The sequence below is a fragment of the Pseudoalteromonas sp. J2K-J031 genome, assembly GCF_058197095.2.
Map to the genome: position 1 here is coordinate 2,553,271 of NZ_CM200279.1, position 23,126 is coordinate 2,576,396.

The window sequence follows — 23,126 nt, forward strand, 5'->3', positions numbered from 1 at the left end:
ACGCCAATTTGTCACAGCCTCTTTCTAATCTTGCTACAACTAGATTGTTTTTGAGGTTGCTATGATTAATGTCGAAACTGTCGTGGAAAATAATCTTCCACAATTAAACAACTCCCCAAAATTAAAAAGTATTGTTACCAAAGGCCTAACTTACCTTTTACACGAACAAGAATTCGTCAACTTCGCTGCACAATATCCCCACCTTAAAGGCATAGAATTTGTTGAGCAGGTATTAGAGGAGCTAGAGTTTAAAACGCGTTTTAATCCACAGCAAATCGATAATATTCCAACCGAAGGAAAAGTGGTCATCGTCTCGAACCACCCTATTGGTTCCTTAGATGCTTTAGCACTCATCAATCTACTGCATCAAGTTCGCAAAGACATCAAAGTGGTTGCAAATCGTATGTTGATGGCAATTGAACCGATGCATAATCTATTATTACCTGTTGATAATTTATCGGGAAACAGCAAAAAGCGTGAACTTGCCAATATTAGCCAACACCTTAAAAATGAAGGTGCATTGCTTATTTTTCCTGCAGGAGAAGTATCACGTCTCAGTGCAAGCGGCATAAAAGATGGTACTTGGAATAGCGGTTTTTTACGTTTTGCCAGTAAATGTCACGCCCCTATTTTACCCATTCAAATTATTGCCAAAAACAGCCCGCTTTTTTATGGCACATCAATGATTTACAAGCCTCTTGCAAGTTTATTGTTGGTGCAAGAAATGTTTAAACAACGACATAAATCTTTGGAATTTGAGATAGGATCCCCCATCGCACCAGAAGCATATACTCTTGATAATGTGAGCGACAAAGTAGTTGCTGAGCTCATAAAAAAACAACTGTATCGTCTTAACAGTAAAAAAGAACTCCCATTTAAAACCCAAAATCCTATTGCACAGCCTGAGTGCCGTAAAAGTTTAAAGCAAGCGATTGAAGCCACTGAATTATTAGGTATGACTCAAGATAAAATGCAAATTCGCCTCTATCGCTACGATGGAAGCTCCCCAATATTTAGAGAGCTGGGTCGTTTGCGTGAAATTGCCTTTCGGGCTGTCGGTGAAGGCACGGGTAAACGTCGGGATATCGATAAATATGATATGACATATCAACACCTTGTTTTATGGGATAACGATCAGCTCGAAATTGTTGGTGCATACCGCTTAGCTGATGCCGATACGATCACTGAAAAAGAAGGAACTAATGGTCTTTACACTGCAAGCTTGTTTAACTATCAGCCAACCATGCAGCCTTATTTTGCTCAAGGTTTAGAGCTTGGTCGCAGTTTTGTGCAACCAAAATATTGGGGAAAGCGCAGCCTAGACTATTTATGGTATGGTATTGGTGCTTTTGTGACTCGCTATCCAAAATATCGCTATCTGTTTGGCCCGGTGAGTATTTCAAACAGCCTACCGATGACGGCAAAAGCACTGTTAGTTTATTACTATCAACATTATTTTCCAGCCGCTCAAGCTCTCGCTCAACCTCTGTGCCCTTTTATTTCTGATGCAAATCAACATGCCGAGTTTGAAAGTATTTTTGTTGGTAATGATGCCAAGGCTGATTTTATCACACTGAAACATTTGCTCGCTAACATGGGCGCACAGGTACCAACGCTATTGAAACAATACTCAGATTTATGTCACGACCAAGGTGTTAAGTTTTTAAGTTTTAGCGTCGATCCTGAGTTTAACTACTGCGTCGACGGTCTAGTGTTGGTTGATCTTGATGCACTTAAAGAGCAAAAAATTAAACGCTATTTAGCAGTACACCAAACAGCCCATTAATCTCCTAACTACAACATAGAAACCAGCCACTAAAAAGTGGCTGGTTTAATAAAAATTAAGCACTTAAAACCCGATGTAAAAAATCGCAATAAATTGCGGTTAACTCTTCAAGCTCATGTATAGCAACTCGCTCATTTACTTGATGTATCGAAAAATTTCTTAAACCAAACTCAAAGACTTGCGTATTACTGCCTGCAAAAAAACGGCCATCTGAAGTGCCGCCTGACGTACTCAAGATTGGGTATATTTGGCAGCACTTGATAATACTCGTTTCAAGTATCTGCATATAATCAACCCTATTTATCAGCGATCCACCGTTATAGTAAGGTTCGCATGGCCGTTGCCACGTCAGTTGATAATTAATCGCACATTTCCCAACAGCTTGATTAATTATCCAATGAATATCCTTACTCTGATAACTATGGCTATAACGAATATTAAAACGCAATTCAGCCGTAGCGGGTACTAAGTTATCAAATGAGTTTGGCACGGTTAAATCGGTGATCTGCAGTGAGGTCTTAGAACCTTCATGATCGTTTTGCCAATCAATCCCTAGCAACTGCTGCATCACAGCACTTATTTGATGCGCAGCATTAACCGCAAACTCTGGATAAGCTACATGCCCTGCTTTGCCATAAATTGCTAAGTGACCCGATAGCGCGCCTCGACGACCATTTTTAATGGTATCGCCTATCTTGTTTTCACAACTAGGCTCGCCCACTAAACATGCATCTAACTCAATACCATGCTCTGCTAAATATGCCAACATCAATTTAGTACCAAACTCCGCTTCGCCTTCTTCATCACTGGTTATAAGCCAATAAAAACTGCCATGTTCAGGTGTAGTGTCAGCTAACCATAATTGGCATGCACTGAGCATCGCAGCAATGGCTCCTTTCATATCAGCAGCGCCTCTGCCATAGATGTGTTGATCAATGATTTGACCTTTAAAAGGTTCACTATACCAACCTTTATTATTGGCAGGCACAACATCAACATGACCACAAAAACCAATGTTTGGCCCTGCACCAAACGTACGTTTAGCAATCAAGTTTCGCACTCCAGATTGCTCAAGCCATGTTATTTCAAATTCTAGTAAAGCCAATTTTTCAGCCAACCAAGCTAATGCACCAGCATCATTAGGAGTAATTGATTTGAATTGGATCAGTTGCTGCAAATAAAGTGCAACGTCGCTAGAGGGTCGCTGAGATTGTATTGACCGCGTCATTGAGTCACTCACATCGATAATCAAGGAACTCTATTTAACCGAGCAAAGATGTCATTAACATGTCAATGATTAAAAATAAACGAAAGTTTTAGACTGAAAAAAAATAATAAAGTCCCCGTCAGTGCTTAAAAACTTAATCTAAATCAAATTTTAAATTAATGATTAATAAACCCAACAAATAAATTGATCTAGAACAGGTTTTGATTTTTTTTGCTCGCCATAATAACCCCATACAAACGAATACAGACACAGATTAAAACCTCGGAGAATCAATATGAGCACATTATTAAAAAGCGCACTATTAACAGCAGGCCTTCTTTCAGCACCTTTTGCTAACGCCAATTTGAGTGTCAATATCGGGGCAATTCATGTTAATCCGAACAGCAGCTCTTCTTCAATTAATGAAGCGCCAGCGCTTGGTTTAGGTGTTGATTCAAACACACAACTAGGTATTACCATCGATTATGCTTTAGATAGTAACTGGGTAATTGAATTAGTAGCAGCCACTCCATTTAGCCACGACATTACTGGTGAAGATGGCTTAGCCGGTGCAGGCATTGGTAAAACCAAGCATTTACCGCCAACACTTCTTGCACAATACCACTTTGGTGATGCAAGTGCGGCATTTCGTCCATTCGTAGGTGCAGGCTTAAACTATACAATCTTCTTTGATGAGCAAGCAGGTGCCGATTTAAAAGCGACATTACAAACAGATGATGTTGAAATTAAATTAGATAATTCGTTTGGTCTTGCTGCACAAGCAGGTTTTAACTACAGCTTAAACCAACAATGGGGTATTCATGCCATGGTGTCGTTAATTGATATTGATACTGACGCAACGGTGTACGCCAATGGTGCAAAGGCCCTCACTTCAACTGTAAATATTGACCCAGTTGTATTTATGTTAGGTGCTAAATTCAAGTTCTAATTAATCCGTACTCTCTTAAATAACAAGCCTCAATTATTGAGGCTTGTTATTGTTTTTTTTCTGCTCTAACATTTCTTTCCAATGAATTATTTCAGCCGGTAAAATTGGCGCAACATCATCAAAATCAGCGACATCTAACATTTCTTCAATCGAAATAATACCACTACGCTTTTTGAAAACGCCTCGCACATAAGCAATTGCATGCAAACCACGATCTGACTCAAACCGTTGCTCAATATAAAAATATTTATGATCCCAACCAACTAAACGAGTTTTAATCTCAAACTTTTGCCACGGTTTAATATCTCGAATATAAGTAATTGCGGTCGCATTCACAATTGGAAACCAACGACGCTTTAACATTTTACCAAGCAAGCCAAAGCGCTCTGTCATCCAAGTTCGGGCAATATCCATTAACGCTAAATAACGCGAATTGGTAAGATGAAAATTAATATCGCAATCTGTCGGTAACGCTGTAAATGAAATACTGACTTCATCTAACAAAGGTTGATACGTTTTATTACGTTTTATCTTAAAAAAGAGGAGCAGCAAGCGAAAATATAAATTCATCTTTAATACCAGAGGTCATACCAGGGAGGTGTATTTTCGCTGATAATCAAAATATTACAAGCGACAATTATCCATGTACTTTTTGCAGCTTACTAAATACTTTCTATAATTAATGCCAATACTTCTTCTGGTTTTATATTTATGACCCACACTCTTTATGCTCTTACATTCTTATTCAGTGTTTGCACTTTTAACTGTTTTGCCGATTTTGATTTTGCAGGTAAAGGCACACTCACTTATCCCACTGGATTAAAAAAGGAATTTGAATTTGGCTTTGCTTGGCAGGCTTCTGAAGGGCAAATGCGCATAGGTAAAAAAAGTTATGCCATGAAAGAGCTTCCTGAATCTTATTCCGTTGCCATTGCGTTAAGTCAAGATGAGAGAAATGTGTGGATCCAAGAGTTTGCCAAAGGCTATTTCGAACAATTTGAATGGATACTTGGCAAGCACGCTATTACACTTAAAAAGCAAGTTTTTAGCCACCCCGTCAAAGGCGACTATGTATTAAATATTGATGGCACCGATTATTTTTTTACTGGACGTGCAAGTAGTCTCAATATTGAATTTGATGAAGAAGGAGTTAAACAAATTACTGCCGATGGCGTTACTAAAGATATGGGCAATAAATAAGCGTTTACAATATTGAAAGAAGCGTTACTCAGCAAAGTAACGCTTGTTAAGTTACACCTTTATTGATTTACGGTTAATACCATATTCACGCAGCTTATTCGCAACCGCGGTATGGCTTAACCCCAAACGCTTAGCTAACTGCCTTGAACTTGGATAAGCCGGATACAATTTACGCAATAAAGTCGATTCAAATCGCTTCACCGCCTGCTCTAATGACCCTTCAAAATCAGACTCTAAATAACCTAAATCGTTGGTAAAACTAGGCAACTGTAAATGCTCTGCGCTAAGTACATCATCGTCAAGCAACGACACAGCTCGGTAAATTGCATTTTCTAATTGACGTACATTGCCCGGCCAAGGGTATTGCTGTAAAAACTCCAAGCAACCCGATTCTAAAGTCGGTGCTGCACGGCCAACCTGATGTGCATATTTTTGTAAAAAGTGCTCAGTTAAAGGGCCAATATCCGCATTACGATCACGCAATGGTGCAATATCTAAGTTCAATACATTAATTCGATAATACAAATCTTCTCGAAACGTACCCTCTTGCACCATGCCTGGTAAATCTTTTTGAGTCGATGCAATAATACGCACATTAACTTTAATTTCATTTTCACTGCCAACACGACGAAACGTACCATCTTGCAAAAATCGCAGTAATTTAGTTTGTAAGCGAGCAGACATTTCGCCTACTTCGTCAAAAAAGACAGTACCACCATCGGCTTGCTCTAAAATACCGCGACTTGGTTTTGCGCCATCTTCATAGCCAGCGTAACCAAATAATTCAGTTTCAGCGACATCGTCAGGCAAAGAAGCGCACGATAAAGCTAAAAACGATTTCATGGAGCGGTGTGATGCGTAATGACATGCCCGAGCTAATAATTCTTTACCCGTTCCGGTTTCGCCAGTGATTAAAATAGGTGCTTCAAGCTGTGCCATTTTTCGAGCTTCACGCACGACACGGCGCATGGCTGTGCTGCTGGTTTGGATCGTTGAAAAGCTTTCTTGACCATAACGGCGAAACGCACTGACCTGCTGCCCTAAACGACTTTGCGATTTAATATTAATAACCGCACCGGCTAAAATTTTATCAACTTGGTTCTCAGGCACTGAAATTGGCAAAATATCAGCGATAAAATCTTCACCATCGACTTCAACACGAGTGGTTTGGCCTAAAACCTCTTTACCTTCTAACCAACGGTTAAAATTAAACCCTTTAAGTAAGGTATTAATATTACAACCAATTATTTCAGACTGCGTGACATTTAAGTCTCGACACGCCGCATCATTACACAAACGAACCATGCCTTTGGCATCAATTGAAATAATGCCATCGGGTAAAGCGCTCAGTAAGGTATTAAGTTCGTTATGTTCGCGCTCAGAAGGCATGAATGCAGTAGTGCGGACATCTTCAACACCATCAATCAAACGGATCGATGGCATAATTTTTTGAAACTGTTCAAATTCAATCGGAGGAAAAGACACATACATACGGCAATGTTTCGAATCAACCTCAATGCCTTTGAGATCAACGCGATAACTTACCAAAATATTCAGAATCTCCTGTGCAATACCGATACGATCAGCACAATGGATCTCTAAGCGCATTCACACCTCAAGTTACGCAAAATTAGATAGCAGAATCATACTCGAAAAAAAGGTATTGAGAAGATACTTTTGTAAAGAATATTGAACAAAAATGGCTGAAAATAAACATTTTCAGGGTCCTGATATAGCCAAGACCCTGCAATTACATGAATTAGTAGCCGGGGTATAACATCCATTCACCGTCATCTAATTTTATGTAGGGCTTACCATTATGCATTAACATAATAGTTCCACTGTTTTCAGCAACCATTTGTGTTTGAGGTAAATCAGCGGTCAAACTTGGCAAATTCAATTGCCCTGTAGTGAATGGATTGAGTTGAATGACATTTGACAATAGTTGAGAAATGGCAAGGTAGCTAGAGGGTTGATTTATTTGCAACTGGTTAGGCTTAGTAATGTTTTTACCAATAAACTTCACTAGAACAGGTATGTTTGCGATGTCAGGACTTGGTATTTCGCGCATTCCTGAAACTTGCATTTTATCACCAGAAAGTGAAGCGCCATGCTCAGGTGCCATAATTAAAACAACATTACGCCCTGAAGATTCTAATTTTTTAATAAACTGTTCTATATCCGTAAATAATTTTTCTGCTCTTGGTTGATAACTATTAATGCTGTTAGAAAACCTGCGACCACCCACTATTTTGTTGCCATCATGAAGGCTAATCGAATTATAGTATAATGCGTGTCTTTGGCTTTTTGATTGTGATGTAGTCGATAACCAACGGTTAAGCACCTCAAAATCACTATAAATTGGTGTACCGTCAAACGAATTCTGAATGACATCCACACCATTTAAACTTAACTGCTCTGGATTTAAATGACCTGACTCACGAACAATCCCGATAAAATCATCAAAAAGGCCATTATGGTACATAGCAAAATTAGTTTCAAAACCCAAATTTGCTAAGTTATCAAACAGGTAACATTGTTTTGGCGAGGATTCGTATAAATTTGTGTGCGATGGCTGACCACAACTCGCTTTAAACAAACGTATCGCTGCTGGTCCACTGTAAGATGTAGCAGAGCTAAAGTTTTTGAAGACAATGTCAAATTTATCCAACAAAGGGTGCGCCATTAAATTTGCCGTTCTCATATCAGCCCAACTTAAAGAGCACACATTAAGAATCACTACATCAAATAATTCGCCTTTTACAGTGGCAGGAAACTTAGTTGTCAGGCTACTTTGTTGTTGATAAAAAAGCTTAAGTGCAGATTCAGGGCTATCAGTAAGCTGAGTTGAATTTTGAATTACTGGAGATTCTTCTGAGTATTGCGAATTAATGGTACTAAAAACCTTATTATTCCTAACAATGACATGTTCTGCGTCCCCACCAGGTAAGTTATTTTGATTAACTTGCGAAACAGTGCCAAAAATACCAAAGTAAAAAATACCTAACATTACAAAAGAGCTAAAACGAATCCAACTTTTTAAAAATAAGTACCCCACAGAAACGATGAGTAATATCGCAAAAAACTCCCAATGAATAAAACGAGATGATATTTCCACAAGATAAGCAAAAGAGAAGTCTTGCATAACACCACCACTAGATAATAAGCGTGCTATGGGTGGCAACCACGAATCATAGTGAAGTAATAATACAGCCAAGATAACAGCTATAATATTTTTTAGCTTTCTAAGTATAATACCCTTTATCGGAATAAGTAAAAATGCAGCAAAAGCCAGATTAGGCAACAAATTGAAATCAATAACAACCTGATAAAAAAGGATAAATTTAATTATAAAGTAGATATTCCAATACCCTAAACCAGAGAGTATTAAATTGTTAGAAACGGTTGGTGGAGTTGACATTGTATAAATTACTCATCTTTCTTATTTTGTTTATGATGATATGGAATCAAGATTTTATGCCTAAAAGTCCAATGATGTAGAATAGATTTGATAATACTTTTAACCTTAATAAACATACTTTTTGCAAAAATTCCTAAGGAAAATGCAATCAGGCATGTTAATAAAAATTGAGTGACACTCATCGTTAGTCATCCCCTCTTTCTTGCTTGAAATTTTGTGGGCTTATAATGGCAGAGAGTTGAAATTTGGGCATATAGTAACTCGGTTTTGAGTCATGATTTTGATGCTCAATCTCTTGGCTTTTTTCACCAACACTCGCATTATTTAATTTTTGGGTATAGTCCTCAATATCAGCATCACTGATCAAGCTATTTAAAAATTTTAACTGTTCTTCGATATACAAGTCTTGTGAATAGACATGATGTGAAAGAAAAAACTCTGAGATACTAAGCCTAAAAAGACGACTGAGTGCTGTTGTCACATCATTTTCTCGGCAAGCATGAAGATATAAATAGACTGAAGTAGAATCCGATGTGAAAAAATCACCATTACGCTTCATTTTAAATAGCTTCAAGGTATGTATGGGATCTAAATCATTTAAAATCTTTAATATCACCAAAACACCAGTAACCCCAAGATTATGTGATGACTTGCGGTGCTTGGAAACCTCAGAAATGAAGTCTGCAATATTTAGATAACCTTTACTGATAGCACCTTTGGAAAAGTTGAGTACTTCATTATAAGAATTAGGCAGCTCTCGAGAAAATTTAAACCCCTGAATAGCCTGCACCTGTGACATTACTCGTGAGATATCAGTAGATGAATGTAAAATCAAATTCACCCCAACAGTAATAAACAAGCACTCATCCTGATGCCTGATGATACCATCTATATTCTTTATAATTATTTTTAACCATGGTCCACATTTACGTCTAAGTTCAAGGCATTGTTCACCGAGTCTTACTTGATCTGTATGACGAGTCACTGTAAAGATGAGTGTGCATGACTCACGTTTTAAGCCTGCAAAATAAATAGCATCATTATCTGGTAACACATAATACAAGGGTGGTAGTTGGGCACCCGAGGGCACAGCGTCTTTACTGATGTAAACATCATCATTATCAATTAAGTTAAACCGATTCACGTTATCATTTGAAGCTATTTCTGATGATTGCTTCGCAGTTAAAAGTCCTTCACTCCTTCTAATTTCAAATTCTTTATTGGTTGTAACACCGTTTTCATGATGCCAAAAGTCAAAATAAGCTGAAAATATACCTGCGTTAGTATTTATTTCTACTACACCATTTAAAATTTGACTAAATGTCTTCACATTTAAACGATTTTTATTAGAAAGAGAAGCATCTATAATGCAAAAAACTTTCATTTCAAATTTTATCGCATACTGTTTAATATGATGAAGAAAAGTTTTGATATCATCAAAGCTCATTTTAGAAAAAACCACTTCTTCAATATGTAAAATAACAACTGCCCCGAATAAATCCTGAGTAAAGCCTAGCTCATCAAAGAACTCACGAATAAATACTTTCGGGTCGTTATATTCCAATTTAGGCTCAAAAGAATAAGAAGAGAGTTGGTCATTTTTTAATAATGAAAAAATATCTGTTTGTGACTTAAAGTAGGATTTATAAAAGCTTTCTATATGATTTGAGGCTATGAATACATGCCCATCTACATCAGAAGGGATGCAATGCAGACTAAGAATGATCCCCAACTCTTCTTGAGATGAAAGAATCACATAGCAAGAACCATCATTGATTTGGCCGCAATCACCTAAGCCATCAATCATAATTTTTGTCATACTCCTCCAGAAAATGCTCGATGTTAATCATTACCAAATCTCGAGCAAATAATTAAAAATAATAGTAATACTTTTTGATTGGTTTAGCGCTTCATTGTATATATACTTAGGCGCTAAAGTCTATAAATTAATACTCTATGAAAAATGTAAATACATCTTTAACGGTTGATGATAAGCTTTCAATAACAAATGGTTACCGTAAACATGATATTACAAACTTAACGGCCAAAATAGGTGGAAAGGCGGGTGAATACATCGAAATTATTGATCAGCATGCTCAAAATGAAACTTTGAAAAAATATAGATTATTTAAAGAAATCGATGAATCGATGAATTCAATAACAAAAACCAGCTGTGAAACACGATGACCAAACGCATTTTTATACAAGGCATAAAAGGAGGTGTTGGCGCAACATCGATTGCCGCCAATCTTGCTTCGGTACTAGCAAAAAGACAAGAGCTTGTTTACATCATAGATTTATGCCCTAAAAATGAACTAAGGCTCCATCTAGGTGGAAGATGGGATGATGATTTTGGCTGGGCTAAGTGTACGGTTAAAACGTGGCCCACTGCTTTTTATAAAAATTCAGATGATGTATATTTTTTACCCTATGGCGCTGTTGTAAATGCTAACTTATCTTACAGCGATATTGTTAATTCATCTAAAAATTTAGATATTCCGACAGATGCTTGGATACTTTTCGATTGCCCGCATCATATTGATATTACTTCAATGCCAAAAAGTCATAATGAACTGGTAATTAAAATTATTAATTGTGATGCTTCATGCCATAGTTTGATCTTTACAGATTTGATGAAGAATCAGTCAAAAGCCAATGAATTCCTATTAATAAATAGATTTAATTCTTTGTCACAATTAGAAGTTGACTTATATCAATTATGGCGAACAAAACTTAAAAAGATAACTCCATTTTTTATTCATCAAGATGAAATTATCAAAGAAGCGCTCGCCTATAAAGATGTAGCGATTAATTGTGCTCCAGATAGTGTTGCCATAGATGATGTGCAAGCTTTAGCGAGTTGGGTGGTTCATAAATTAAAATGATAACAGCTTCACCTAACAATTCCGCTATTAGTAAAAGCAATATAGTGATTCGATTATTATCATGTTTTTTAACACCTTCACTGTTAAATATATATCTCAATAATTATGATTTATATTTTAATCGTTTTCGTTTAAATGTTGCCTTATCGTTCCTGTTATCTATTGTCACTTTGTTAGCAAATTTATTTTTTTATACTAACAAATTTAATACTAAAAATACGTTTCTTAACTATTACCCTCAACTTAAAAAAAATAAATTAAGAATTGGCGATCCTCTTCGATTTTTAATTCAAAGTTGCTACCTAATATTATTTACACATAAACGTAAGAGCTCCACCGATTCAAAGTTTGACGCTAAAAGCTATCTATTTTCAATATTACCTCAAGCTATTTCTTACTTACGTAAATTTGATAGTTTCATAAGTATTAAAGTTAGAAAAGTAATGGGCAAAGAGACCAATGCCCCAAGTGCATTAGAAACGCTGCTCTCAGCTCATTTTTGGGAGAAGCCTTTAATTCGAAATACCATTTTAATTAGTATTTTTTTATTAATGGCACTTTTAATAACGGTTCCTTTCTCTCTTGAAGCCCAAGCCGTTTTTGCTACATTAATCTTATTTATTGCTTATTCATTAAGAGGCGTAGAAGGACAAATACCGACCTTAATAATGATTACACTATCAATATCCACCTCAACGAGGTATCTGTGGTGGCGTTTCAATGAGACACTAAATTGGAATGATCCTGTAGCCCTATTTTTAGGAGCAGGCCTTCTTGCTGCAGAAACGTATGCATGGCTAGTATTAATACTTGGTTTTTTTCAAACCATTAGACCTCTCAAAAGAAAGCCAGCAAAATTGACTTCTGACACATCTCTTTGGCCAACAGTTGATATCTACATACCGACTTATAATGAGCCATTAAGTGTCGTAAAACCGACAACCATTGCCGCTTTAGCTTTGGATTGGCCTGAAGATAAACTCAATGTATATATTCTTGATGATGGTAAGAGGGAAGAGTTTAGACTCTTTGCTGAAACCATAGGTGCAGGATATATCACTAGAACCAACAATACACACGCAAAAGCTGGCAATTTAAATCAAGCAATGAAAGTCACCCAAGGTGAGTATATTGCTATTTTTGACTGCGACCACGTACCTGTAAGGTCTTTTTTACAAATGACAATGGGCACAATGCTCAATGACGATAAAATGTGTTTGGTGCAAACACCGCATCATTTTTTCTCTGCAGACCCATTTGAAAGAAACCTTGACAACTTTTCTCAAATCCCAAGCGAAAACATGCTTTTCTACGGTCTTATTCAAGATGGAAATGATATGTGGGATGCTACTTTTTTCTGTGGTTCATGTGCAGTTTTAAGACGAAAGGCCGTGGATGATATTGGTGGGTTTGCATTTGAAACTGTAACAGAGGATGCCCATACAGCTCTTCGAATGCAGCGTAAGGGATATAAAACAGCTTATATCAATATCCCGCAGGCTGCGGGCTTAGCCACTGATAGTTTATCTGCTCATGTTGGGCAAAGGATCCGTTGGGCTCGAGGCATGGCGCAAATTTTTAGACTCGACAACCCTCTTTTAGGCAAAGGCCTTGGTTTTGCCCAGCGAATTTGTTATCTCAATGCGATGCTTCATTTCCTTTCAGGTATTCCTAGGATCGTGTTTCTAACAGCACCTTTGGCGCTAATTTATTTTGATGCTTTTATTATATACGCTCCATTTATCGCGATTTTCTTATATGTAGTACCAACATTACTTCAAGTAAAAATTACAAACTCCAGAATTCAAGGAAAATATAGATATTCATTTTGGGGCGAAGTATATGAGTCTGTATTAGCTTGGTATATTTTAAAACCAACGACTGTCGCACTTTTTAATCCTAACAAAGGAAAGTTTAACGTTACAGAAAAAGGTGGTTTAAATGACAAAGAACATTACGATTGGGATATTTCTAAGCCCTATTTAGTGCTAGTGGCTTTAAACTGTTTAGGCCTCTTAATTGGATTCATAAGATTAATTATTGGTGACCCTGGGCAAATTGGCGTACTTCTGATCAGTATGACATGGGCCGGCTACAATCTAATGATCTTAGGAGCAGCCGTTGCAGTTGCAACTGAGTCTAAACAAGTGAGAAAATCCCACAGAATAGCATGTAACTTCCCTGCAGTTATTCGTTTAAAAAACGGGCATACTTTAAAAGTCGATGTTTATGATTTCAGCGATAATGGGGTTGGGATATCTTTAGAACAAACTCAATTACTTAAAGTTAATGACGAAATAGAGCTTATAATGACTCGAGGGTATAAACAATTCTCTTTTCCAACAAAAGTATGTAACTCTAGAACAAAACATGTTGGTCTGAGTTTCACATCTCTTACGCTTGAACAAGAAAAAGCGTTTGTTGAGTGCACATTCTCTCGAGCTGATGCTTGGCTTAACTGGGAAGATAACTTTAAACACGATAGGCCTTCCCATAGTTTTTCAGAAGTCAGAAAAGCAAGTTTAAGAGGCTTTAAAAGCTTGATTGTTCATGCACCACAAAAGGCTAAGCCTTTTGTAAATAACATGATAAATATTATAGAAATAATCGGTTCTTTTTTACCAAGAGCGCCTAAGTTAGAAGAGCGTAATCACAATGAATAAACTTTGCTTCAAATTTACATTACTTTATATACTTACTTGTTTGATAAGTAGCCCAGTGTTTGCAGCTGTTCAACCATTAGTCGATAAATCTATTTTTGACCAAGGCTATCCAGAAGCAGCACCAACACAAGAAAAAAGTCTTACTTTTGAGGATTTAAATCGCCCTAACATGCGTTTGAGAGGGGTGCAATCAAGCGCCAGTATCGATTTTACTAATAGACTCGATCACATCATTACAGATGTTAGTTTAGATCTCGCATATTCTCATTCTCCTTCTCTAATACCTGGTTTATCTCATATAAAAGTATATTTAAATGAAGAGATAATGACGATTATACCAGTACAAGAGCTGGACAAAGTTAATCCAACTAACGGTTTTTTTAAACACAAAATTCCTTTAAATCCAAAATTAATCTCCGACTTCAATACTATCAGATTAGAATTAATCGGCCATTATACAATGGAATGTGAAGACCCGTTCCATTCTAGTATTTGGGCTGAAATCAGCAAAAATAGTCGTATCACTTATTCAAGAAAACAATTACCGATTGAAAGCCAATTAGGTAAATTTCCAGTTCCGTTCTTCGACCCTCGAGATTATGACCAATTAAACTTACCATTTTTATTTAAAGAAGTGCCCGATATTAAAACAACTCAGGCAGCATCTATTTTAGCTTCTTGGTTTGGCTCTCAGGCCCATTGGCGCGGAAGTAAATACCCTATTTTAATTAATGAGCTTTCAGCAGAACACTCTGTTGTTTTTGCTACTAATGATAATAAACCTGATTTCCTTAAAGATTATCCTGATGTTAAAGCGCCTACGGTAGAAATTATTTCTAACCCGATTCATCGATATCAAAAAATGCTCTTAATACTTGGCAGAGACACTGATGATCTAAAAGTAGCGGTTGAAGGCCTTGTTGCAGGCCAAGCTATGATGACTGGTCGAACAGCTCAAATTGATAAAGTAGAGTATTTACAACCACGCAAAGCGTATGATGCACCTAGATGGTTACGATCTGACAGAGAAGTCACATTTGGCGAGCTAATCGACTATCCAACCCAACTGCAAGTAAAAGGATATAATGCAGCGCCGGTAAAATTAGATATAAATTTACCGCCTGATTTATTTACTTGGCGCAAAGGCGGTATTCCGATTGATCTTAAATACAGATATACACCACCAACACACCGCGGTGAATCACGTTTAAATATGAGTATAAATGATGAATATGTTCAAGGGTATAAGTTAAGCTCGAAGCAATTTAAAGGCATTGCTGAAGAAGATATTAAAATACCGTTATTATCGACAGATGATACTGATAAAGACCGTTATTTTACGGTTCCAGGATTTAAAGTCGATATAAAAAATGAACTCGCTTTTCAATTTATTTTTTCGACTGAAAAAGAAGGGGCTTGTACAACCGCAACTCCAGAGGGCACCATTGCAGTCATTGACGATGGCTCAACGATTGATATTTCAGATTACGAACATTATATCGCGATGCCTGATCTTCATGCATTTTCACAATCAGGATTTCCATTTAGTAAGTTTGCTGACTTAAGTGAAACTTTAGTCTTAATGCCTGCTAATTATTCTAAAATGGAGCTCGAAACTCTGTTTAGTTTAATGGGCCATATGGGTTCTTCAACGGGTTACCCTGCTATCAATGCACAAATCACAACTTCGGATGAGAAATTTAAATCAAAAGACAAAGATATAATAATCATTGGTGACAATCATAAATTGATAAAAGAAAACACCATAGAGAATTCTCAATTAACTGCTTTAGTCGAAGAAAGCGAACGCATAATCAGACAAGCAATTTATGAAACTGAACCGTTGAAATACGCAAAATCAAATCACGATGCTAGCTCAAGAGTTACTTTAAATAGCTACGGCACACTGGCTGTAATAGCAGGTTTCCAATCTCCTTTAACCGATGAAAGAAGTGTTGTGGCTTTTATGGCTGCAAATGAAGATAGTTACTCCCTTTTGATTGATTCGTTCGCATCGGGAAGTAAACTGGCAGAGATAGCAGGAACTGCCGCAATTATTACTGAGCATAATACGCATAAATCGTATGTCGGTGAGCGCTATTATGTAGGGCAACTACCTGTATTTCAGCTGATTTGGTTTCATTTATCAGAGCACCCCATTTTGCTCGCTCTTCTCTCGATTTTAACACTTGTTTTATTGTCTTTTATTTTATGGCGCGTATTAAACTCCCTTGCATATAACCGCCTAGCCAAACAAGAAGGAAGATAAAAATGCAGAAGTACTTGTTAACTATATTATTTTTATTAGGTGTTTCAGTTTCATCGCACGCTTTCGAAAATGAACAATGTGGCTATTGGCCTCAATGGGAAGATTTTAAGAAAACATTCGTCAATAAAGATGGACGAGTCATCGATCTTGGTTCTAAAGAAAACATCACCACGTCTGAGGGGCAATCTTATGGCTTGTTTTTTGCCCTTGTTGCCAACGACAAGCAAGCTTTTGACAAAATGCTAGATTGGACTGAAAGGTATCTTTCTGAGGGTGACTTAAGCGCTCGATTACCCGCATGGCTTTGGGGGAAAAAAAGTGATGGTACTTATGGCATTTTAGATTCAAACCCAGCGTCTGATTCAGACTTATGGATAGCCTATGCATTAACCGAAGCCAGTCGCTTATGGGATGACAGACGCTATGCTGTACTTGCTAGCGTTATGAATTTAAGAATCATTCGTGAAGAAACTGTCGATATTCCAAATTTAGGTTTAACCCTTTTACCCGGCCCTTATGGATTTGAGTTAGCAAACCAAACCTGGAAATTAAATCCAAGTTACCTTCCTCTGCAAATATTTAAACGTTTTGTGTCTGTTTATCCGAACTCTCCTTGGCAGGATTTATATAATTCGTCTTATCGTATTTTATTGGAAAGCTCTCAAAAAGGCTTTTCTCCAGATTGGGTTCTTTATAATCCCAACAAAGGTTTTCATTTCGATAAAGAAACCACTGATTTAGGCAGTTATAATGCTATTAGAACTTATTTATGGATTGGACTTATGAACGAAAAGTCAGAATATAAAGAGGTCTTAGTAAGACGCTATGCGCCAATCACAGAAAAGTTTAGTCAAAATGGTTACCCTCCTGAAAATACTTATGCTTTAAGCGGTAAATCATCTGGCAAAGGGCCTGCCGGATTTAGTGCAGCCCTACTCCCGCTGCTCAAAGAAAGTTATCAAAATGTGAATATAGGTATACAAAGTCAGTTAATGCTACTAAATATGGGGCAAAAGCACAGTAAGCGTTATTATGATAGTGTCCTTTCTTTATTTGGCACTGGAGCACTAGAAGGCCGCTACATGTTTGATCCAGAGGGGATGCTTTATACAAAGTGGACGAATAAATGTCTATAAGACCCTTAATTTTAGCTTCATTTGTTTTAAGCTCACAATTTAGTTTTGCCAACTCAGAGCAAAGTTTAGACAGTGAGCCTGTTTCTTGGTTACTTGAACAGATCCGCATTGGTGAAGCACAATTAAAAGATCAATTAATTATTGATTCACTCGAAAGGCTAAAGCAAGTACAACCAAATAATCCTGATGGTTTAGCTGCTTTGGCTCGGTTTCAATTTGAGAAAAACCTAAGAGCCGATGCGTTATCAACCATCTTTAAACTTTCAACTGAGTACCCAAATCACCCTAGTTTGCAATTACTCGAAAGTTTAAAGTTAGTTACCGGCACAGGAAAATCTGATTTGCAACAAGCCAGATTACTTGCAAGAGCAGGTCAATATACTGAATCCCTTAAAGTATATGATTCATTATTTCCGCATGGCTTACCCACCCCACAATTAAAGTTCGAATATGTAAAAGTCTTAAGCCAAGACGATAAAAACTGGTTAAAAACCTTAAAAGCACTAGAAAAATTAAAAAAAGAATACCCAAACACTCCAGAATTTGAGGTCGCGTACGCAAGTCATATTCTTGATAAACAGCCGAATGATAAAAATGCTTTGGCAATACTTAAAAAATTCTCAAATTATCCATCTGTTGAGCGCGAAGTTGAACGGTCATGGCTAAACGCATTAGATGCGATGGAACTAAATAGTAAAACGCTTGAGAAATACGATGATTTTGTTTTCAGATTTCCAGCTAACGAAATTGGAAAATCGCAAAGAGAATCGTTTCTAATAAAACTAAGGCAATTACAAAAACTTCAAAGAGATCCCTATTACCGCGCTTGGATATCAGGCAAAGAGTACATGGCTCAAGAGAAATACACCTTAGCAAAAAACCTATTTCTTAAAGCGCTAAGTGGCCGCCCTAAAGATGCCGAAGTATTAGGTTCATTTGGATTGTTGCATTTAAAAATGGGTCAGCATGACACGGCTATCGAGTATTTTAAAAAAGCTGAAATAAACGCTTTAGCTCCTGAAGATCAGCTGGTATGGCAACAATTAGCGAACACCAGTCAGTTTTGGCAATACATCGCGCGCGTTAAATTAGCGATTGCAGAAAAAGACTTTTCATCTGCACAAAAACAATTAGAACTTGCCGATAAACTCAATGAAAGCAAAGTAACGGTACTTATTTATACGGCTCAATTGCATTTTGCCAAAGGTTCAGTCAATGATGCTCAAAAGATATATCAAAAGATAATTTCAGAAGATGAACTAAACTCTGAGGCCTTGAATGGCTTACTCGACATCATTGTGCTAAATCAGAGTTTAGATAGCTTAACGTCATTTACACGTAGCCTGTCAAAAAGTCAGTACCAGCTAATAGAACAAAGAGTTATCGATGAAACAAGTACTTTACTTAGAAGTAAAGCGGATGACTTAAGCTACAGGGGCGAGCTAGCAGAGGCGATTGATACGCTTGAAAAGGCAATTTTACTCAGCCCAGATGAACCTTGGTTACATTACGACTTAGCAAAAATATACCTAAAAATGGGAAATACCCCACAAGCCAAAACAATATTTAAAAAAGCGTTATGGCGTTTTCCTATGAGTGGCGACGTTCGTTATGCTCATGCGATATTTTTAAATTCTCTTGGCGACTATAAAGAAGCGGTTGATACTTTAAATCATATTCCAAGAAATCAAATCACCGAAAAAATCACTGAGTTAAAAAAAGAATTAATCTTCAGAAACCAGATCAATCAGCTTGCAGAATCGAACTCATTTGAGCTTATAGCCGATGAACTATATGCACTGACTAAGCAACCAAATATCACACCAGGAATGCGCTCAGATATCGCGGTCATTTACTATAAAAATAACCAAAGAAACGACGCCCTTTCTCAATTATCTTTGGCGATTGAGCAAGCTCCAGACGTCGCCCCCTATTGGAATTTACTAAAACTAGAATGGTTGCTGAACGATAACCAATTAGATTCCGCGACCGTGTTAGTTAACAAATTAAAAAATATAAATTTAACCACGACGGATGACCAATTAAAATTTCAAGAGTTAAAAACAAGGTATCTTTTAGCGACTACTCCAAACGACAAACAAATGGAAAAACTATTAGATTCACTCAGTCTTGAACCATCTAATAAATCCTTGATTGCTGCCATCATTGAAAAATCTTTAGAGACTGGTAACTTACAAGTTGCTCGCCAATATATGCAATCTTCTGATGATTTGAGCTTTTCAGTGAAAATAAAACTCGCTAACCAATTATTGTTAAATAATTATCACACTGATGGAGAGCAACTCATTAATAGCCTAATTAATGAAGCTAAAGTAGATGATGGCTATCAACTGATCCAGTTAATGGAAAGTTTAGTCGATTTTGAAGATCGTAATTTGGCAATGCAGCAGGTAGCAAGGATTACTTCCATTGACCCTTCAAATTCTGAGCTCCTCAATGTTGCTGGTAGAGTCGCTCAAAGTCATAATCGCCCAACCCTTGCGATAAATTATTTTCAACAAGCGATTTTAAAATCTAAAAACAACACGCCAGTGTCAGTTCAAAGCCAAGTGCAAAATATCGCCAGTACCAACAACACAAATAACAATGAACCTTGGTATGTAAACTCAGCACGCTCAAATTTAAAAAATTTAAAAGAGAAGTTCAATGGCCATGTCGCGGTAGCGCTCGATTTTAGTGGTCAAACAAGCACTCAAACTGAATCAACCATTGGTTTAGGCACTGTATTAACTGAAGCTTATTTTCCTTTGTTTAACGGCAAAGGATTTGTAAAACTTGACCCTTTACAAATATCTGCTCCCATCACTGATTTTACATCGCAGTACAATGCCAGTATTTATGGTACCGGTTTATTATGTTACCCAACGTGTTCATTAATTAGTATTAAACCTCAAGATCGTGCCTTAGGTGTCGGCTTAGGATGGCAAAATGAAAATTGGCGCTTTGATATAGGAACAACCCCGCTTGGATTTTTAATTGAAGACACCGTTTGGGGTGTTTATTATCAAGATTCTTTTAGTAATTTTGGTTGGGATATCGAGATAGAGAAACGGCCAATTACAAGTACAGTGCTCTCTTACAGCGGACTTGAAGATGTCAACAATGGCAAAATTTGGGGAGGTGTAAGAAGCACAGGCGTAACAGTGGGCTTATATCATGATCTGGGTTTAGATTGGGGATTTTGGGCGACTGCAGATTACCAGCAATATAAAGGGGTGAATGTTTTAAATAACAATCGCTATCGCTTGATGTCTGGTGCTTATAACAGGATTATTCAAAAAACAGATCTTGAGTTTTCTGTTGGCATCAACTTGATGCATTGGTCTTATAAACATAATTTGATAGAGCAAACTTTCGGTCATGGTGGCTATTACAGCCCGCAAAATTACTTAGGGGCGTCTATTCCACTTACTTTAGATGGTCGCTATGAAGATTTTGTTTACCGCATCAAAGCAGGTGTTGGCTATTCCTCAACTGAAACAGAGACCATTGCTTATTATCCTAATGATCCTCTACTTCAGCAAAAAGCGATAGAGATGAGCACTGAAAATGGCGTTTCTCCATACTTTTTAGGAAGTAAAACCAATGGAGTTTCATATAACTTCTCTGGGAGCTTAGAATACAAATTGACCCCACATTGGTTGCTTGGTGGTAGTTTTAATATTGATAGAGCCGATTTTTATGAGCCTAATTTTGGTCAAATTTATGTTAAATATGTTTTCAACTCTATTTATGGCCCATTACCTTTCCCGCCAGATAATATTATTCCTTATGCTTCATTCTGATTTGATTGTGAATTCCAAAGTGAATAGTAGTACTCATTTTTTAAGAGTAATTCGGTATGAGTTCCCACTTCAACAACCTCACCGTCTTTGATATAAATAATTTTATCGGCATCAACAACGGTTGATAAACGATGGGCTATGACTAATGTTGTATGCCCTTTCGATACCGTTTTAAGGGTATTCATGATTTGTGCTTCATTGTGGCTATCTAATGAAGATGTGGCCTCATCAAAAATAAAAATAGCGCTGTTTTTTAACAAGGTACGTGCAATTGCAACCCGTTGTTTTTCACCACCTGATAACTTAAGCCCTCGTTCGCCCACTTCAGTTTGAACACCTTCTGGCAAGGTGGCAATAAAGTCGCCAAGTTGTGCATCATTAATTGCTTGCATCACCTGCTCATCACTTGCCGTCAAATCACCATAGCGTACGTTTTCTAAAATACTATTATTAAACAATACGGTATCTTGCGGAACGACCCCTACCTGTTGCCTTAAAGAATCAATAGTGAGCGTCGCGATATCTTGCCCATCAATTTGAATACTGCCACTGCTTAAGTCATAAAAACGATAGAGTAATTTCGTTAACGTCGATTTTCCGGCACCACTTGGTCCGACAATGGCTACTTTTTTTCCACCTTCAATCGTAAAACTAAGATTTTTAAGAATGTCTCGCCCTTTACCGTAAGAAAAACAAACATTATCAAAGCGCACTGCACCTTTGCTTAATACGAGGGCTTGGGAGTTTGCTTGCTCTTTAATTACCGTTGGCTGAGCAAGTAAATTAAACATATTTTCAATATTGGTGAGTGAACCTTTGATCTCTCGATAAACAAATCCTAAAAAGTTTAACGGCATAAATATTTGCATCATAAAGGCATTGACTAAGACAAAATCTCCTATGGTCATGTTGCCTTGCTCAACATCGAGGGCTGCAAGAACTAACATAGCGGTCATCGCAAGGGCAATAATCAACGCTTGCCCTGCATTTAAGTTAAATAACGATAAACGATTACTACGACGAGCAGTTTCCCAGTCGGCTAAGGCTTTATCGTAGCTGCGTTCTTCATGAGGTTCGTTATTAAAATATTTAACGGTTTCAAAGTTAAGTAAACTATCAAGCGCTCGTGAGTTTGACTGGTTATCAGCAAGGTTTGCCTCACGAATATACTTTAAACGCCAATTGGTTACCTTGATGGTAAACATTACATAAGCCACAACCGCAAAGGCGATCACCACGGCGTATTTAAGCCCATAATTGACAGATAAAATACCAATCACAAATGCCAACTCAAGAATTGTAGGGCCAATATTAAAAACAAAAAATCGCATCACAAAGCTGATCCCCGACACACCACGCTCAATATCACGCGCAAGCCCGCCTGTTTTGCGAGAAAGGTGAAAATCTAAGTCTAATTGATGTAAATGAGAAAACACCTGTAAACCAATACGACGCATCGCCCGCTCAGTGACCCGACCAAATAGCATATCGCGCAGCTCACCAAAGATCACATTTGCAAATCGCACTAAGCCATACGCTGCAACTAAACCCAAAGGAGCGGCAAGTAACGCCCATTGACTATGAGATTGACCATTTAAGGTATCAACCGCGTATTTTAAAATAAAAGGTAACGCGACACTGGCCAACTTAGCAAAAACCAAACATAAAAAGGCAAACAAAATTCGATGCTTAAACTCCAGCAAATACGGCCATACTTTTTTAAATACAGCTAGATTAAAGCTATCTTTTTCATTGGGAGTGCTAAAACCGTGACGCATTAAATACCCTATTCATAGTAAAGTGA

Annotated in this window: 15 protein-coding genes; 9 read left to right on the top strand and 6 right to left on the bottom strand. The window is 37.3% G+C overall.

Annotation, left to right across the window (positions count from 1 at the left end; translation table 11 throughout):
- The first annotated feature begins 61 nt into the window (after positions 1–61).
- Entirely contained in the window at positions 62–1,786 is a 1,725-nt protein-coding gene (gene olsF, locus AC3KZC_RS11545) for a bifunctional ornithine lipid synthase OlsF (RefSeq protein WP_490577972.1), read from the top strand.
- Positions 1,787–1,841: 55 nt separating this feature from the next.
- Here the strand turns inward: olsF and dapE are convergent, their stop codons facing one another.
- On the bottom strand, positions 1,842–3,014 hold the full coding sequence (dapE, locus tag AC3KZC_RS11550; RefSeq protein ID WP_490577971.1) for a succinyl-diaminopimelate desuccinylase: 1,173 nt from the start codon (positions 3,012–3,014) through the stop codon (positions 1,842–1,844).
- A 274-nt stretch (positions 3,015–3,288) separates the two neighbouring features.
- Here dapE and AC3KZC_RS11555 point away from each other — a divergent pair, with 274 nt between their 5' ends.
- Positions 3,289–3,942: an OmpW/AlkL family protein gene (locus AC3KZC_RS11555; RefSeq protein ID WP_490577970.1), complete on the top strand. Its 654-nt coding sequence runs from the start codon at positions 3,289–3,291 to the stop codon at positions 3,940–3,942.
- A gap of 33 nt (positions 3,943–3,975) precedes the next feature.
- Here AC3KZC_RS11555 and AC3KZC_RS11560 read toward each other — a convergent pair whose 3' ends face one another.
- Complete coding sequence (locus AC3KZC_RS11560; RefSeq protein WP_490577969.1) at positions 3,976–4,512, bottom strand: thioesterase family protein; 537 nt, start codon at positions 4,510–4,512, stop codon at positions 3,976–3,978.
- A gap of 141 nt (positions 4,513–4,653) precedes the next feature.
- On the opposite strand from AC3KZC_RS11560, the gene AC3KZC_RS11565 reads away from it, so the two are divergent.
- Positions 4,654–5,142 carry a hypothetical protein gene (locus AC3KZC_RS11565; RefSeq protein WP_490577968.1) on the top strand — a complete coding sequence of 163 codons (489 nt, stop codon included), beginning with the start codon at positions 4,654–4,656 and terminating at the stop codon, positions 5,140–5,142.
- Between the two features lie 51 nt (positions 5,143–5,193).
- On the opposite strand, the gene tyrR is transcribed toward AC3KZC_RS11565, so the two are convergent.
- The 3 genes from tyrR to bcsE all read right to left on the bottom strand — a co-directional run bounded on the left by tyrR (position 5,194) and on the right by bcsE (position 10,382).
- On the bottom strand, positions 5,194–6,750 hold the full coding sequence (gene tyrR / locus AC3KZC_RS11570; protein WP_490577967.1) for a transcriptional regulator TyrR: 1,557 nt from the start codon (positions 6,748–6,750) through the stop codon (positions 5,194–5,196).
- Between the two features lie 151 nt (positions 6,751–6,901).
- Positions 6,902–8,563: a cellulose biosynthesis protein BcsG gene (gene bcsG / locus AC3KZC_RS11575; RefSeq protein WP_490577966.1), complete on the bottom strand. Its 1,662-nt coding sequence runs from the start codon at positions 8,561–8,563 to the stop codon at positions 6,902–6,904.
- A gap of 184 nt (positions 8,564–8,747) precedes the next feature.
- The gene (gene bcsE / locus AC3KZC_RS11580) at positions 8,748–10,382 is read right to left on the bottom strand and encodes a cellulose biosynthesis protein BcsE (protein ID WP_490577965.1); all 1,635 of its coding nucleotides are present in this window, start codon (positions 10,380–10,382) and stop codon (positions 8,748–8,750) included.
- A gap of 137 nt (positions 10,383–10,519) precedes the next feature.
- Here bcsE and AC3KZC_RS11585 point away from each other — a divergent pair, with 137 nt between their 5' ends.
- From AC3KZC_RS11585 to AC3KZC_RS11610, 6 genes are read left to right on the top strand one after another with little or no spacing between them, the layout of a single operon-like run.
- Entirely contained in the window at positions 10,520–10,750 is a 231-nt protein-coding gene (locus AC3KZC_RS11585) for a hypothetical protein (RefSeq protein ID WP_490577964.1), read from the top strand.
- Complete coding sequence (bcsQ, locus tag AC3KZC_RS11590; RefSeq protein ID WP_490577963.1) at positions 10,747–11,448, top strand: cellulose biosynthesis protein BcsQ; 702 nt, start codon at positions 10,747–10,749, stop codon at positions 11,446–11,448. The genes AC3KZC_RS11585 and bcsQ overlap by 4 nt, the downstream gene beginning before the upstream one ends.
- Positions 11,449–11,492: 44 nt before the next feature.
- Positions 11,493–14,111 (top strand): UDP-forming cellulose synthase catalytic subunit, encoded by a 2,619-nt coding sequence (gene bcsA, locus AC3KZC_RS11595; protein ID WP_490577962.1) that lies wholly within the window; start codon positions 11,493–11,495, stop codon positions 14,109–14,111.
- A gap of 55 nt (positions 14,112–14,166) precedes the next feature.
- Positions 14,167–16,380: a cellulose biosynthesis cyclic di-GMP-binding regulatory protein BcsB gene (gene bcsB, locus AC3KZC_RS11600; RefSeq protein WP_518525891.1), complete on the top strand. Its 2,214-nt coding sequence runs from the start codon at positions 14,167–14,169 to the stop codon at positions 16,378–16,380.
- A gap of 2 nt (positions 16,381–16,382) precedes the next feature.
- Positions 16,383–17,516: a cellulose synthase complex periplasmic endoglucanase BcsZ gene (gene bcsZ / locus AC3KZC_RS11605; RefSeq protein WP_490577960.1), complete on the top strand. Its 1,134-nt coding sequence runs from the start codon at positions 16,383–16,385 to the stop codon at positions 17,514–17,516.
- Positions 17,507–21,322: a cellulose synthase subunit BcsC-related outer membrane protein gene (locus AC3KZC_RS11610; protein ID WP_490577959.1), complete on the top strand. Its 3,816-nt coding sequence runs from the start codon at positions 17,507–17,509 to the stop codon at positions 21,320–21,322. Before bcsZ ends, AC3KZC_RS11610 begins: the two co-directional genes overlap by 10 nt.
- Here the strand turns inward: AC3KZC_RS11610 and AC3KZC_RS11615 are convergent.
- Complete coding sequence (locus tag AC3KZC_RS11615) at positions 21,307–23,100, bottom strand: ABCB family ABC transporter ATP-binding protein/permease (RefSeq protein WP_490577958.1); 1,794 nt, start codon at positions 23,098–23,100, stop codon at positions 21,307–21,309. The two genes, AC3KZC_RS11610 and AC3KZC_RS11615, sit on opposite strands and share 16 nt — an antisense overlap.
- Between the last annotated feature and the right edge of the window lie 26 nt (positions 23,101–23,126).